Source organism: Streptomyces sp. NPDC026377 (assembly GCF_055567715.1).
Genome location: NZ_JBVHPV010000004.1, coordinates 175,167 through 189,892, shown reverse-complemented (window position 1 = coordinate 189,892; position 14,726 = coordinate 175,167). Strand labels below are relative to the sequence as shown.

The 14,726-nt window shown below is 72.8% G+C and carries 11 protein-coding genes; 8 read left to right on the top strand and 3 right to left on the bottom strand.

Features of this window, described 5'->3' with window-relative positions; translation table 11 throughout:
- Positions 1–4: 4 nt before the first annotated feature.
- Positions 5–487: a MarR family transcriptional regulator gene (locus ACZ4MU_RS11155; protein ID WP_467873972.1), complete on the bottom strand. Its 483-nt coding sequence runs from the start codon at positions 485–487 to the stop codon at positions 5–7.
- 179 nt (positions 488–666) lie between these two features.
- On the opposite strand from ACZ4MU_RS11155, the gene ACZ4MU_RS11150 reads away from it, so the two are divergent.
- The 3 genes from ACZ4MU_RS11150 to ACZ4MU_RS11140 all read left to right on the top strand — a co-directional run bounded on the left by ACZ4MU_RS11150 (position 667) and on the right by ACZ4MU_RS11140 (position 5,489).
- A complete protein-coding gene (locus ACZ4MU_RS11150; protein WP_467873970.1) occupies positions 667–1,083 on the top strand; it encodes a guanyl-specific ribonuclease in 417 nt (138 codons plus the stop codon).
- 342 nt (positions 1,084–1,425) lie between these two features.
- On the top strand, positions 1,426–2,208 hold the full coding sequence (locus ACZ4MU_RS11145) for a S1 family peptidase (protein ID WP_467873967.1): 783 nt from the start codon (positions 1,426–1,428) through the stop codon (positions 2,206–2,208).
- 203 nt (positions 2,209–2,411) lie between these two features.
- Positions 2,412–5,489, top strand: a complete 3,078-nt coding sequence (locus tag ACZ4MU_RS11140; protein WP_467873963.1) for an endo-alpha-N-acetylgalactosaminidase family protein — start codon at positions 2,412–2,414, stop codon at positions 5,487–5,489.
- Positions 5,490–5,544: 55 nt separating this feature from the next.
- Here the strand turns inward: ACZ4MU_RS11140 and ACZ4MU_RS11135 are convergent, their stop codons facing one another.
- Entirely contained in the window at positions 5,545–5,961 is a 417-nt protein-coding gene (locus tag ACZ4MU_RS11135; protein ID WP_467873960.1) for an enediyne antibiotic chromoprotein, read from the bottom strand.
- 59 nt (positions 5,962–6,020) lie between these two features.
- The gene (locus tag ACZ4MU_RS11130) at positions 6,021–7,784 is read right to left on the bottom strand and encodes a glycoside hydrolase family 35 protein (RefSeq protein WP_467873958.1); all 1,764 of its coding nucleotides are present in this window, start codon (positions 7,782–7,784) and stop codon (positions 6,021–6,023) included.
- Between the two features lie 120 nt (positions 7,785–7,904).
- On the opposite strand from ACZ4MU_RS11130, the gene ACZ4MU_RS11125 reads away from it, so the two are divergent.
- The 5 genes from ACZ4MU_RS11125 (at position 7,905) to ACZ4MU_RS11105 (ending at position 14,684) form a co-directional block, all read left to right on the top strand.
- The gene (locus tag ACZ4MU_RS11125) at positions 7,905–8,792 is read left to right on the top strand and encodes a helix-turn-helix domain-containing protein (protein WP_467873956.1); all 888 of its coding nucleotides are present in this window, start codon (positions 7,905–7,907) and stop codon (positions 8,790–8,792) included.
- 11 nt (positions 8,793–8,803) lie between these two features.
- Complete coding sequence (locus tag ACZ4MU_RS11120) at positions 8,804–9,106, top strand: chorismate mutase (RefSeq protein WP_358836478.1); 303 nt, start codon at positions 8,804–8,806, stop codon at positions 9,104–9,106.
- A gap of 87 nt (positions 9,107–9,193) precedes the next feature.
- Positions 9,194–11,680, top strand: a complete 2,487-nt coding sequence (gene pepN, locus ACZ4MU_RS11115; RefSeq protein ID WP_467873953.1) for an aminopeptidase N — start codon at positions 9,194–9,196, stop codon at positions 11,678–11,680.
- A 230-nt stretch (positions 11,681–11,910) separates the two neighbouring features.
- Entirely contained in the window at positions 11,911–13,275 is a 1,365-nt protein-coding gene (locus ACZ4MU_RS11110) for a pyridoxal phosphate-dependent decarboxylase family protein (protein ID WP_467873950.1), read from the top strand.
- Positions 13,272–14,684, top strand: coding sequence for a lysine N(6)-hydroxylase/L-ornithine N(5)-oxygenase family protein (locus ACZ4MU_RS11105; RefSeq protein ID WP_467873947.1), 1,413 nt, complete (start codon positions 13,272–13,274; stop codon positions 14,682–14,684). Before ACZ4MU_RS11110 ends, ACZ4MU_RS11105 begins: the two co-directional genes overlap by 4 nt.
- The last annotated feature ends 42 nt before the right edge of the window (positions 14,685–14,726 follow it).

The following is a 14,726-nucleotide window of genomic DNA, read 5'->3' as shown; positions in this document are numbered from 1 at the left end:
CGGGCTAGGGCCCGAGCCTCGCCGCCGCCTCGCGCTGGAGCGTGCTGTTACCGGCCAGGAAGCGGACCACGGTCCCCAGCTCCTCCGTGGTGAACTCCTCGCAGAATTCGGCCACTTCCCGGGACCAGTCCACGAAGAACCGCTTCAGGCCGTACATGTTCTCCCAGCGGATTTCGATGAGGACGCGCCGCTTGTCGGTGGGGTGTTTGGCGCGCCGGACGAACCCCTTGGCCTCCAGGCGGTCGACGAGGCCGGTGACGGAGGCGGGGGCGAGGCCGGTGTGCTGGGAGAGTTCCTTGGCGGTGAGGGGACCGTACCGCTCCAGCAGATCGAGTGTTTTCGTCTCGGAGGCTCCCAGGCCTTGCCTTTCGGCTATCGCGGTGTGGAACATCACCGTGACGCCGCTGTGTTCGCGTGCCACGTGGAGAAGGTCTTCGACCGCCTTGGCGCGGTCGGCGGCGAGGCTGTGGTCCCTGGTGTGGTCCATGGCAGGGGAGGGTAGCAAGGCCGTTAGTTCGCCGAAACGAAAGAATGGCCAAATTCTGGCCATGAGGGCAAAGGCGGATGGACGCCCCCGTTACGGCACGGTGTCGCGGGTTAACTCGGGGAAAATTCAAGGGGATCGGTCTTGACCGCCGCCGCTCTACGCGCGTCATCATGGCGCCCATGAGAATCCCCCCACGCCTCACCACGCTCGGTGCTGCCGTCGCGGCCGCCGCGACCCTGCTCCTCGGCCCGACCGCGATCCCGGCCACCGCGACCACGGCGTCCATGGTGTCCACCGCGTCCGTTCAGGCCACCGGCAGCATCTGCTACTCGGCCCTGCCTTCGCAGGCGCACGACACCCTGCGGCTCATCGACGCGGGCGGCCCGTTCCCGTACTCGCAGGACGGCGTCGTCTTCTCCAACCGCGAGCACGTACTGCCGTCGCAGTCGAGCGGCTACTACCACGAGTACACGGTGAAGACCCCCAACTCCCCTACCCGCGGCGCCCGCCGCATCGTCACGGGTCGCCAGACGGACGAGGACTACTACACCTCGGACCACTACAGCACGTTCGATCTGGTCGACTTCGCTTGCTGAACCCCGCACCCACACGGACACTCCCCGACCGCACGGTTCCCCGCGCCCCAACTCCCCAGGGACGCGGGGAACCGTTGCCGGCAACCCCGACGGCCCGCAGCCAAAAGAGGGGGCCGGGGACGGCTTGAGGGGCGCGGGGAACTGCGCGAGCAACCCACCACTACCCGCGGCCAAAAGACGGGGACCCGGGGCGCTCACCCCCCTTCGCCCGCATGGCCAAAAACCCCTCCTTGTCGGCCCCCAGGACGGCTCTCATACTCCACAGCACGCGCATTGACGCGCCCATGTCATCCCCACGGTGTGTCGGCGCGCGGACGTCCACCCCCCACGAAGGGCAGTCCCTTGAAGAACACACTCGCGCGCGCCCTCAAGAGATGCGTCGCCGTCGCCGCGGTCACCCTCGCCGCCTTCACGCTCCAGCCCGCCACCGGCGCCTCGGCGTCGCAGACGCCCGTGGTCGGCGGAACCCGCGCCGCCCAGGGCGAGTTCCCGTTCATGGTCCGCCTCTCCATGGGCTGCGGCGGCGCCCTCTACACCCAGCAGATCGTCCTCACCGCCGCCCACTGCGTGAACGGCTCCGGCGCCAACACCTCCATCACCGCGACCACCGGCGTCGTCGACCTCCAGAGCAGCAGCGCCGTCAAGGTGCGCTCGACCCGGGTGCTCCAGGCGCCCGGCTACGACGGCAAGGGCAAGGACTGGGCGCTGATCAAGCTCGCCAAGCCGGTCGCTCAGCCCACCCTCAAGATCGCCACGACCACCCAGTACAACAACGGCACCTTCACCATCGCCGGATGGGGCGCCCGCAGCGAGGGCGGCGGCCAGCAGCGCTACCTCTACAAGGCGACGGTCCCCTTCGTCTCCGACGCCCAGTGTCAGCAGGCGTACGGCAGCGACCTCGTCCCGAGCGAGGAGATCTGCGCGGGCTACGTCGACCAGGGCGGCGTCGACACCTGCCAGGGCGACTCCGGCGGCCCCATGTTCCGCAAGGACAATGACAACGCCTGGGTCCAGGTCGGCATCGTGAGCTGGGGACAGGGCTGCGCCGAGCCGGGCTACCCGGGCGTCTACAGCGAGGTCTCGACCTTCGCGGCCGACATCGCGAGGGCGGCGGCCACGCTGTAACGGGCGCGGCGCGACGCCGTCCGGCCGCGGGCCGACCGGGACCGCTCACGCGGCCCCCGTGCCCCCGCGGATACGGGGAAGCCCGCGGCCGGACCGCTCAGTCCAACACCTTCCTCCCCTTTGTCCATGGGCACACCCCCTCCCCCCGCCCCATCGTGACCAGGCACAGGACAGCACGCCCCCGTCGCGAGGAGGACGCCCACGTGAACGCCGAAGTACGCGGACCGAAGCGGAGGACGGTGGTGGCCGCCACCGCGCTGGCCGGGGCGGGGGCCGCGCTCGGCGCGCCCGGTGCCGCCAGCGCGGCGGCGGACGGCGAGCGCGTCGTCCGCTCGCCCGCCCTGGAAGTACGCCTCGACACCGCTTTCCCCCGCATCGTCTCGTACACCGACCGCGCCACCGGCGCGATGCTGTACGGACAGCGGGACCCGGTCCGGGAGGTGCTGATCGACGGGGTGGCGCACACCCCCGCCGTCACCGCGCGGCCCGGCCGCGACCGCGTCGCGTACCGCCTCGCGTTCGGCGACAGCGGCACCGCCGTCGACGTGGAGATCCGCGTCGACGGACACCGCGTCGACTGGCGCGTCACCCGTATCCACGACACGCCCGCCCTGCGCGTCGGCACCCTCCAGATCCCCGGCCTCGCCCTGCTCTGTGTACGCGGTGACCAGCCGGGCGCGACCCTCTACGCCGCCCGGATCCAGCTGGACAAGGCCACGAGCGGCGACACGCTCGTCCGGGTCACCGCGGACACCGCCCCGGACGCGGCACCCGTCGGCTGTGCCTACGCCGTCGTCGCGCACGACACGCTCGGCGGCGCCGTCGAGACCAACACCGTCTACGACAAGCCCGACAGCGCGGCCGGGACCACCTGGGAGAACGGGCGGCTGTGGCACCAGACCGTGCGGCGCGACGGATACGCCGAGGCGCGGCTCGTCCCGGGCCAGTGGACGCACCGGGCCGCCACCGCCGCCGTGGACGACACCGAGCCCCTGCCGTACGCCACCGTGATCGTCACCGGGGACCGGGGCGGCGACGGCATCGTCGACTGGCAGGACGCGGCCATCGCCTTCCGCGACATCATGGCCGATCCGCTCGGCGCGGACGAGCAGCACCTGCGGGTCGTCCCGCACATCCCCTTCAACTTCGCCTCGCAGGCGACCAACCCGTTCCTGGCCACCCTCGACAACGTCAAACGGATCTCGCTGGCCACCGACGGCCTGCGCCAGTACACCCTGCTCAAGGGCTACCAGTCCGAGGGCCACGACTCCGCCCACCCCGACTACGCGGGCAACTACAACGAACGCGCCGGCGGCCTCGAAGACCTCAACCAGCTGGTCCGCGAGGGCAAGAAGTGGAACAGCGACTTCGCCGTCCACGTCAACGCCACCGAGTCCTACCCCGTCGCCCACGCCTTCTCCGAGACGCTGGTCGACAAGGACAACGAGCAGTGGGACTGGCTCGACCAGTCCTACCGCATCGACCAGCGCCGCGACCTGGTCTCCGGTGACATCGCACGGCGGTTCGCCGCCCTGCGCCGCGACACCGACCCGGCCCTGAACGCCCTGTACATCGATGTGTTCCGCGAGTCCGGCTGGACCTCCGACCGCCTCCAGCGCGAGCTGCGCGCCCAGGGCTGGCTGGTCGCCTCCGAGTGGGGCCACGGCCTGGAGCGCTCCTCGCTCTGGTCGCACTGGGCCAACGAGACCGACTACGGCGGCGACACCTCGCGCGGGATCAACTCCCGGCTGATCCGGTTCATCCGCCACCACCAGAAGGACGTCTTCGCCGACAAGTGGCCGACCCTGCTCGGCCACTCCCGGATGGGCACCTTCGAGGGGTGGGTCGGCAAGACCGACTGGAACGCGTTCTATGAGCTGATCTGGACCCACTCGCTGCCCGCCAAGTACCTCCAGGCGTATCCGGTCCGGCGCTGGGACGAGCACGAGATCACCTTCTTCGGGCCCGGCGCCACCGCGGTCTCCGACACCGACGGCACCCGCCGGATCACCACCGACGGGCGTGTGGTGTACGACGGCGGCGCCTATCTGCTGCCCTGGGAGCCGCGCCGCGCGACCGACCCCGCCAAGCTCTACCACTACAACCCGGCCGGCGGCACGACCCGCTGGCGGCTCCCGCGCGGCTGGTCCGGGGCCCGTACCGTCGTCCTGTACCGGCTCACCGACCAGGGCCGCGCCGACGCCCGGGAGCTGCCGGTCCGCTCCGGCACGGTCACCATCGAGCAGGCGAGGGCCGGACAGCCCCATGTCGTCCTGCGCGAGCGGACCCCCGTGCGCGACCCGCGCTGGGGCCAGGGCACCGCCCTGTACGACCCCGGCTTCCACTCCGGCTCCCTGAAGGGCTGGACGGTCAGCGGCCCGGCCGCCGTCCGGCGCAGCGCGCTGGGCGACTACGAGCTGGTGATCGGCGCGGGCGCGGCGGCCTCGGTCGGCCGGCGTGTGGCCCGCCTCGCACCCGGCACCTACGCCGCGTCCGTGCAGGTCGAGGTGGGCGAGGAGGCGGGGGAGCGGCGGGTGGCCGCCCTGGAGGTGCGCACCGCGGACGGGGTGAGGGCCCGCACCTGGACGGCGACCTCCACGGCCACCAACTTCGTCGCCGCCGACCGCAAGCACGGCACCCGCTTCCAGCGGATGTCCACCCACTTCGCGGTCCCCGAGGGCGGCGGCCCGGTCGAGCTGCGCCTGTGCGCCGAGGCGGGGCAGGCCCGGGTGCGGTTCGACAACGTCCGGATCGTGCCCGCCCGGCCCACCGCCAAGGAGGGCGCGCTGGTGTACGAGGACTTCGAGAACGTGCCGCAGGGCTGGGGCGTCTTCGTCAAGGGCGACGCGGGCGGCGCCACCGACCCCCGCACCCACATCGCGCAGCGGCACGCCCCGTACACCCAGCGGGGCTGGAACGGGAAGGCCGTCGACGACGTGATCGACGGCGGCCAGTCGCTCAAGTCGCGTGGCGAGAACGAGGGCCTGGTCTACCGGACCGTGCCGTTCACCGTCCGTTTCCTCCCCAGTAAGCGCTACCAGGTGACCTTCCGCTACGCGTGCGAGAAGGCCGGGCAGTACGCGTGGGTCACGGCCGTCGACGAGGGCTCCGGCACGCGCGAGCTGAGCCGTGAGGTCTTCGGCGCGGCGGCCGGGCCGACCGTCCTCGGCTACGCGTTCACGGCCCCCGCGAGCGGTGAGGCGTGGGTCGGGCTGCGCAAGACCGGGGACGACGGGACGGCGGAGTTCACGCTGGACGCGTTCGAGGTGCGGGAGGTGTAGAGGGGCCGGGACATGGGGCTGCCCCGCCCCCTGGGGGAGGCGGGGCAGCGTCGGCTCAGCCGAAGGAGATGGTCTGGACGGTGTTCCCGGTGGTCTGCTCCCAGGCCGTGATGTTGCACTGCACGGCGGCGCAGTCCACGGAGACGTCCTGGCCGGTGGACCAGTCCTTGGCGGTGAAGGCCTTCTTGACGTCGAGGGTCACCGCTATGGCGCCGTCGGCGTCGGCGGTCAGGTACTTGACGTCGTTGGAACAGACGGTGGCGGAGGCGCACTCGCCCACGTTCACGGCGGCGCCGGGCGTGTATCCGGAAGCGGTGACCGAGACGGTCTGGCCGTCCAGGAGCCCCGTGTTCGGGGTCACCGAGATCGTGGTCGCGGCGGACGCGGGAGTGGCGAGCAGCAGGGTGGCTGCCACGGCGGCTCCAGAGGCGGCCAACTTGGCGATGCGGGATCGGGTGATGAGATCCTTCATGTCAACCTCAAAGGGTGCGTCGGAAATGGAGAACGCGCTTTCTTGGGCGCCCTTCGAGGCTAGTGGAATTTCACTTCCGGACCTGTTGCGTCCTCAACCTCGAGCTCCCACACCCACACCTCGTTGGCCTGATCCCGCAGTACCGCCCCGGGGACGTGAAGGGACCGCTGCGGTCCGGTGTTCCAGTAACGCCCGAGGTTGAAGCCGTTCACCCAGACGAAACCCCGGACCAGTCCGTGGAGTTCCAGGCGCGCGTCCCCCTTGTTCGGTGCGTCGAACGTGCCGCGAAACAGCCCCCGCCCCGCCTCCGCAGTTGAACGCAGCGGCAGCCGCCGGAGGCGCTCCGGGTCCGCGAACACCTCCTCGAACGCGTCGAGCCGCAGGCCACTCGCGCGCACCCCGTGCAGGAACTGGCGTTCGTGCAGCACCCCACCGGTGATCCCCTTAGGCTCGCCGAGCCGTGGCCCGTAGTTGACGCGCCCCAGCGACTCCACCCACAGCTCGACCTCGGCGGGCCCGGCCACCGGCTCCTTCAGCACCGCGTCGTCCTCGGTGAGCACCCCGGTCCGCACCCCGTCCACGTGGACGACCGCCCGGTCGCGCAGCCCCAGCACCCGCAGCGGATACGGCTGCCGAGGCCCGGGCACCGTGAAGCGGTAGCGCACCACCCCCCGGTCCACGTCCAGCTCCTCGAACGTCGGCGGCACCGCGTGCACCTCCTCCGCCGTCCCCAGCGCCTCCAGTACGTCCTCGGCCGCCACCCACTCCCTCAGCGGCACGGTGACCGGGGCGCCCAGCCGCGCGGGCGCGGGCGGCGGCTGGGGCAACGGGTCCTGGGCGTACCCGGCGAGCACCTCGCGAAAGGCCCAGAACTTCGGCGTCGGGCGGCCGTACTCGTCGATCGGCGCGTCGTAGTCGTAGGAGGTGACGTCCGGCCGCAGCGGGCCCAGCTGCTCCGCGCCGTCCCGGTTGGCGCCCGCCCACCCGGCGAAGCTGGTGCCGCCGTGTGCCATGTAGAGGTTGACGGAGGCGCCGCACTCCAGGATCTCGCGCAGCACCCCGGCCGCCTCCTTCGCGTCCCGCACCACCGGCCGGGCGCCCCAGTGCTCGAACCAGCCGCACCAGAACTCCATGCACATCAGCGGCCCCCGGGGCCGGTGGCGGCGCAGCACCGCGAAGCCCTCGCGGGCGTCCGAGCCGAAGTTCACGGTGGCGAGCAGCCCCGGGAGGCTGCCGCCGCTCAGCATGTGGTCCTCGGGACCGTCGGAGGTGAACAGGGGCACGCTCACGCCCAGGTCGCCCAGCAGCTCCGCCAGCGCCCGCAGATACACCCGGTCCGAGCCGTAGCTGCCGTACTCGTTCTCCACCTGCACCATGACCACCGGACCGCCCCGGCCGAGCTGCCGGTCCACGACCTGCGGCAGCAGCGCCCGGAACCAGCGCTCCACATGCCCCAGGTACTCCGCGTCCCGGGTGCGCACCCGCCTCCCCAGCGTCCCCGTCAGCCAGTGCGGCAGCCCGCCGTTGTCCCACTCGGCGCAGATGTACGGGCCGGGGCGCACGATCGCCCACAGCCCGGCCGCGTGCGCCGCGTCCAGGAACCTCCCCAGCGCCCGCGCGTCCCGGTAGCGGCCGGGGGCGGGCTCGTGCAGGTTCCACGGCACGTACGTCTCGACGCAGTTCAGCCCCATCGCCCGCAGCATCGCCAGCCGGTGGCCCCACTGCGACTCGTGCACCCGGAAGTAGTGCAGCGCCCCCGACAGCAGCCGCACCGGCCGTCCGTCCAGCAGAAAGTCCTTCTCACCCACGGTGAAGTCAGCCATCGCCCCGCCCGTCTCTCGTTCCGCGCCCCGCCACCCTCGCCCCTGGCGCGGGCCCCGGTCCATGGACAAAGATCGGCGCTGATTGGACGCAAAGAGGTGACGGGAGGCGGCGGAGGCGGCATGTACCACACCTGGATGCGCTACTTCACGCCGAGCCAGGTCCACCACCGGCTCGGACTGGTCTGCCTGGGCGTCGGGATGCAGCACGGCGCCCTTCCGTGCGTCGGCCCGCGCACCCTGGACCACCACGTCGCCGTGGTGATCGGCGCGGGCGGCGGCTGGTTCGAGGGCGCGGACGGGCGGCGGGTCACCGTCACCGCGCCCGCGCTGCTCTGGCTCACCCCGGGCGTGCCCCACCACTACGGGCCCGACCCAACCACCGGCTGGGACGAGTCCTTCGTCGACTTCGCCGGACCCGCCACCGCCACCTACACCGAACTCGGCTACATCGAGCCCGACCGGCCCGTCGTCCCGCTCGCCGACACGGCCGGCGCCCGCGCCGCCGTCGGCAGGATCGCCCGGGCTGCCCGCCGGGGCAACCCGCTCCTGGAGGTCGAGACGGGCGCCGCCGTCCACGAACTCCTCGTCGCCCTGCGCCGCGCCCGCGCCGACCTCGCGCCCGACGGCGACCCCGTCCTCCAGGCGCTCGCCCGCGACGCCTTCCGGCCGCTGTCGGTGGCCGAGCACGCCGCCCGGCACGGAATGACCCCCGCCGCCCTGCGCGCCGCGGTGCGCCGGGGCGCCGGATGCAGCCCCAAGGACTATCTGCTCGGCATCCGCCTCGGCCGGGCCAAGGAGCTCCTCGCCGCCACCGAGCTGCCGGTCGCCGCCGTGGCCCGCCGGGTGGGCTACGACGACCCCGCGTACTTCTCCCGCCTGTTCACCCGGCGCGTCGGCACCGCCCCGGTCCGCTTCCGCGAGCAGCAGGGACGGGCCGTCCCCGGCGGCTGGAGCGAGAGGATCCCGGATCCTGAACACCCTCCGACGATCCCCGGCCCGGCCACGTAAGCTCGACGACCATGACCACGATCGACCCCTCCGTGCAGGCGGAGCTCGCCCGGCTCCGGGACAGCATCGACAACATCGACGCGGCCGTCGTCCACATGCTCGCCGAGCGCTTCAAATGCACCCAGCAGGTCGGCCACCTCAAGGCCGAGCACAAGCTGCCGCCGGCCGACCCCGCCCGTGAGGCCCAGCAGATCGACCGGCTGCGCCGCCTCGCGGAGAACGCCAAGCTGGACCCGGCCTTCGCCGAGAAGCTCCTGAACTTCATCATCGCGGAGGTGATCAGGCACCACGAGACGATCGCCAAGTCCTCGTGAGCCGCGGCGCACCCGCCCGGCGCGTGCGCTGAGAGCGCAACGCCCTCCCGATGTGCCGACCGGGGCACATCGGGCAGCATGGCCTCCATGTCCGTACTGACGCGCGACGAAGCGCAGACCCGTGCCCGGCTCCTCGACGTCCAGCGGTACGAGATCGCCCTCGATCTCACCACCGGCGAGGAGACCTTCGACTCCCACACCGTCATCCACTTCACCGCACGCGCGGCCGGGGACACCTTCGTCGAGGTCAAGCCGGCCACCCTGCGCTCGGTCACCCTCGACGGGGAGCCGCTGGACCCCGCCGCACTCGCCGGGAACCGCCTCGCGCTCACCGGCCTCACCCAGGGCCCGCACGAGCTGCGCGTCGAGTCGGAGATGACGTACTCGCACACCGGCGAGGGACTGCACCGCTTCACCGACCCCGCCGACGGCGAGACCTACCTCTACACCCAGCTCTTCATGGAGGACGTGCAGCGCGTCTTCGCCGCCTTCGACCAGCCCGACCTCAAGGCCGTCTTCGACCTCACCGTCACCGCGCCCGAGAACTGGACCGTGCTGGCCAACGGCATCACCGAGCACCAGGGCGGGGGCCGCTGGAAGGCCGCCACCACACCGCTGCTCTCCACCTACTTCGTGGCGCTCGCCGCGGGCCCCTGGCACTCGATCACCACCGAGCACGCCGGCCTGCCCTTCGGCCTGCACTGCCGCCGCTCGCTCGCGCCCCACCTCGACGCCGACGCCGAGGAGCTCTTCGAGATCACCCGGCAGTGCTTCGACCGCTACCACGAGAAGTTCGACGAGCCCTACCCCTTCGACTCCTACGACCAGGCCTTCGTGCCCGAGTTCAACGCGGGCGCGATGGAGAACCCGGGCCTGGTCACCTTCCGCGACGAGTTCGTCTTCCGCTCCGCCGTCACCGACACCGAGCGCCAGACCCGAGCCATGGTCGTCGCACACGAGATGGCCCACATGTGGTTCGGCGACCTGGTCACCCTGCGCTGGTGGGACGACATCTGGCTGAACGAGTCCTTCGCCGAGTACATGGGCTACCAGACGCTCACCGAGGCGACCCGCTTCACCGACACCTGGGTGGACTTCGGCATCGTCCGCAAGACCTGGGGCTACGACGCCGACCAGCGCCCCTCCACCCACCCCGTCGCCCCCGACCCCGACGCCGTGCCCGACACCGCCGCCGCGATGCTCAACTTCGACGGCATCTCCTACGCCAAGGGCGCCTCCGCGCTGCGCCAGCTGGTGGCCTGGATGGGCGAGAAGGACTTCCTCGCGGGCATCAACACCCACTTCAAGCGGCACAGGTTCGCCAACGCCACCCTCGCCGACTTCATCGACAACCTGGCCTCCGCCACCGACCGCGACGTCCACGCCTGGGCGCGGAAGTGGCTGCGCACCACCGGCGTGGACACCCTCACGCCGGTGGTCGCCGAGGCCGAGGGCTCCTGGACGCTCGCCGTCGAGCAGAACGGGGACCGCCCGCACCGGATCGCGGTCGGCGCCTACGACACCGACCCGGCGAGGCCCGGGCGGCTCGTGTTGCGCGAGCGCTTCGAGATCGACGTGCCGGGCACGGTTTTGGCCCGCCCCGGCGCCCGCCCCTCGCTCGTGCTCCTCAACGACGGCGACCTCTCCTACGCCAAGGTGCGCCTGGACTCCGAGTCCTGGCAGACCGCCCTGCGCTCGCTGTCCGGGCTGCCCGACCCCCTCAGCCGCGCCGTCGTCTGGAACGCCGCCCGCGACATGGTCCGCGACGGCCTGCTCGCGCCCGCCGCCTATCTGGAGGCGGCCCGCGCCCACCTGCCGTACGAGTCGGACCTCGCCGTCGTCCAGGGCGTCCTCGGCTTCGCCCTCGCCCAGGTCGCCGACCGCTACCTCGCGGACAGCGCCCGCCCCGCCGCCCTCGCCCTGCTCGGCGAGCTCACCCGCGACCTGCTGCGGCGCACCGAGGACGGTGACAACCCGGGCCTGCGCCTCATCGCCGTACGCCACTTCATCGACTGCGCCGCCCAGCCCCACACCATCCAGGAGTGGCTCGCAGACGGGAGCGTGCCCGGCGGCCCCGAACTCGACCCGGAGCTGCGCTGGCGCGTCCTGACCCGCCTCGCGGTCCTGGGTGCGGTCTCCGAGGCGGAGATCGACGCCGAGCTGGCCCGCGACCACAGCGCCACGGGCGAGGAGGGTGCGGCCCGCTGCCGCGCCGCGCTGCCCGACCCCTCGGCCAAGACGGCGGCGTGGGCGGCGATGTTCGAGGGGGACACCCTCTCCAACTACCTGTTCACCGCCACCGCCCAGGGCTTCTGGCAGCCCGAACAGGCCGATCTCGTACGGGAGTACGTGGCGGCCTTCTACGTGGACGCGGTCCCGCTGGCCGCCCGCCGCGGCCCCGCGATCGCGGAGGCGGCCGGCCGCTACGCCTTCCCGCACACCGCGGTCGACGAGGAGGCGGTGGCCCTCGGCGAGGCGTGTCTGTCCCGGGACGACCTCCTGCCGGCGCTGCGCCGCAAGCTGACCGACCAGGTCGACGACCTGCGCCGGGCCCTGGCGGTCCGTAACGCGTGACGGGGGAGGTCCAGGGGGGCCGTGGGCGAGGCGTGCCCGCCCGGTGCCCGATCGGGGAGGTCCGGTGACAGGGGTGGCGTGCTCATACCAGCGCGCCACCCCCCGGTACCCCGCCTCCGGGGGCCAAGTACCACTTTCGGGTTGAGATCGCCCCGCCCGGCGGTCCGACCGCGCCGGGACGCCGCACGCTGGGGGAGCCGTCGTTCGCGTACCCGAAGGACTCCCCCCGCATGCACACCCCGCCCCTCGCCGGCGGCCCCACCGGCCCCGCCGCCCTGCGCCCCCTCCTCGGCGTCGTCCTGGACGCGCTGGCCGAGGGCGCGGTGGCCCGGGGAGGCCCGCTGCCGCACGGTGGCCCCGAAGCCGTGGCCGTACGGGTCAAAGCCGCGGCCGGAGAGGTCTTCCCCGCCCACGGCACCGGCGCCGAAGAAGCACTCACCACCCTGGTCAGAGCCCTGGCCGAAGGCGCGGCCGACCCCGCAGACCCGCGCTGCGCGGCCCATCTGCACACCCCGCCGCTGGCCCTCGCGGCAGCCGCCGACCTCGCCGCCTGCGCCCTGAACCCCTCCCTCGACTCCTGGGACCAGGCCCCCGCCGCCGCCGAGCTCGAAGCCCTCGTCACCCGGGCAGTGGCCGCCGCGTTCTGGCCCGGCGGCGACGCGCTCGTCACCAGCGGCGGCACCGAGTCCAACCAGCTCGCCCTGCTGCTCGCCCGCGAACACCACGGCCCCGTCCAGGTCGTCCAGGGCGCCAACGCCCACCACTCGATCGCCCGCGCCGCCTGGCTGCTGGGACTGCCCGCGCCCGTCACCGTCCCCGCCCCCTCCGGCACCCTCGACCTCGCCGCCCTCGACGACGCCCTCACCGCCCTGCCCCACCCCCTGCTCGTCACGGCCACCGCCGGCACCACGGACACCGGAGCCGTCGACCCGCTCCCCGAGATCGCCGCCCTGTGCGCCCGGCACGGCGCCGAACTGCACGTCGACGCCGCGTACGGCGGGCCGCTGATCTTCAGCGACACCCACCGCGACAAGCTGCGCGGCCTCGAACACGCCCACTCCCTCACCCTCGACCTGCACAAACTCGGCTGGCAGCCGGTCGCCGCCGGACTCCTCGCGGTCCCCGACCCGGCCCGCCTCGCCCCGCTCGCGCACACCGCCGACTACCTCAACGCCGAGGACGACACCGAAGCGGGGCTGCCCGACCTCCTCGGCCGCTCCCTGCGCACCACCCGCCGCCCCGACGTACTGAAGATCGCCGTCACCCTCCGCGCCCTGGGCCGCACCGGCCTCGCCGCCCTCGTCGACCGCACGATCGGCCTCGCCCAGCTCCTCGCGGACCTCGTCGAGCAGAACCCCGCGCTCGACCTGTACGAACGCCCCGCGATCTCCACCGTCCTGTTCCGCCCGGCCGGCGCCACCGACGACGAGGTCGCCGCGATCCGGCGCACCCTGCTCACCGAGGGCCGCGCCGTGCTCGGCCGGGCCCGCGCCGACGGGCGCCTGTGGCTCAAGGCCACCCTGCTCAACCCCCACACCACCCCCGGCGACCTGGCACAGCTCCTCAAGACCGTGGAAGGCAGCACCCCGCGATGACCGCACCGGCACCCGCCCAAGACATCGACCGTCCGCACGACCTGGTGGGCATCGGAGTGGGCCCCTTCAACCTCTCGCTCGCCGCCCTCGCCCACGGCGTCCCCGGCGGACTCTCCACCGCCTTCTACGAACAGCGCCGCGCCTTCCACTGGCACCCCGGCCTGCTCATCGAGGGCACCACCCTCCAAGTCCCCTTCCTGGCCGACCTGGTGACCCTCGCCGACCCCGCCAGCCCCTGGTCCTTCCTCAACTACCTGCGCCACCGCGAGCGGCTCTTCCCGTTCTACTTCGCCGAGCGCTTCCACATCCAGCGCACCGAGTACGACGCGTACTGCCGCTGGGTCAGCGAGAACCTGCCCGGACTGCACTTCGCACACCAGGTGGACGCGGTCCGCTGGAACGCCGAACGGGAGGTGTTCGAGGTCGACTTCACCCAGCTCGACGCCCACGGCCAGGCCGAGGCCCTGGGCCGCTCCTACGCCCGCAACCTGGTCCTGGGCGTCGGCACCGAGCCGTACGTGCCGGAGGCGCTGAAGCCGCTCGCGGACGCCCCGGCCGTGCCCGTCGTCCACTCGGCGGACTACCTGGACCACCGCGAGCGGTTCCTCGCCGCCGACCACGTCACCGTCGTCGGCTCCGGCCAGTCCGGCGCCGAGGTCTTCCTCGACCTGCTGCGCAGCCGCCCCCCGGGCCGCGAGGGCCTCACCTGGCTCGCCCGCACCGAGACCTTCGCGCCGATGGAGTACTCCAAGCTGGGCCTGGAGCACTTCACGCCCGACTACACCCGCTACTTCCACGCCCTGGCCGAGCCCGTCCGCGACGAGCTGGTGCCCCGCCAGTGGCAGCTCCACAAGGGCATCGACGCCGACACCATCGCCGCCATCCACGACGAGCTCTACCGCCGCACCCAGCACGGCGGCTGGCCCGACGCCACCCTCACCCCCGGGGTCAACGTCCGTACGGCGGGCCGGGTCGCCACCACCAAGGTCGAACTGCACCTCGAACACGCCCAGCAGGGCGTGCGCTCCCGGCTGACCACCGACGCGGTGGTCCTCGCCACCGGCTACCGGGAGCGCCCCCTGGCCCGCATGCTGTCCGGGCTCGACCCCTATATGCGCCTGGACTCCTGCGAACGCCCGCGCATCGACGCCGACTTCCGGCTGGTCCTGGACAGTTCGGTCACCGGAGCGGTCTACGTCCAGAACGCGGAGAAGCACACCCACGGCGTCGGCGCCCCCGACCTGGGCCTGGCCGCCTGGCGCAGCGCGACGATCCTGAACACCCTGACGGGCAAGGAGCCCTACCCGCTCCCCGCCCGTACGGCGTTCACGACGTTCGGCCTCACCAGGCCGGAGGCCCCCCGCCCGGCACCGAGGTCCCCGGAGGGTCTGATCCCCCTGGAGGGCTGAGCCCCCCGGGGGACCCGACGCGACGGCGCGGCGTGCGCCACC

Excerpts from the sequence above, each read along its gene's own strand:
- ACZ4MU_RS11155 (WP_467873972.1), bottom strand. The coding sequence starts at position 487 with ATGGACCACACCAGGGACCACAGCCTCGCCGCCGACCGCGCCAAGGCG.
- ACZ4MU_RS11150 (WP_467873970.1), top strand. The coding sequence starts at position 667 with ATGAGAATCCCCCCACGCCTCACCACGCTCGGTGCTGCCGTCGCGGCC.
- ACZ4MU_RS11135 (WP_467873960.1), bottom strand. The coding sequence starts at position 5,961 with ATGAAGGATCTCATCACCCGATCCCGCATCGCCAAGTTGGCCGCCTCT.
- ACZ4MU_RS11130 (WP_467873958.1), bottom strand. The coding sequence starts at position 7,784 with ATGGCTGACTTCACCGTGGGTGAGAAGGACTTTCTGCTGGACGGACGG.
- ACZ4MU_RS11125 (WP_467873956.1), top strand. The coding sequence starts at position 7,905 with ATGTACCACACCTGGATGCGCTACTTCACGCCGAGCCAGGTCCACCAC.
- ACZ4MU_RS11120 (WP_358836478.1), top strand. The coding sequence starts at position 8,804 with ATGACCACGATCGACCCCTCCGTGCAGGCGGAGCTCGCCCGGCTCCGG.
- pepN (WP_467873953.1), top strand. The coding sequence starts at position 9,194 with ATGTCCGTACTGACGCGCGACGAAGCGCAGACCCGTGCCCGGCTCCTC.
- ACZ4MU_RS11110 (WP_467873950.1), top strand. The coding sequence starts at position 11,911 with ATGCACACCCCGCCCCTCGCCGGCGGCCCCACCGGCCCCGCCGCCCTG.
- ACZ4MU_RS11105 (WP_467873947.1), top strand. The coding sequence starts at position 13,272 with ATGACCGCACCGGCACCCGCCCAAGACATCGACCGTCCGCACGACCTG.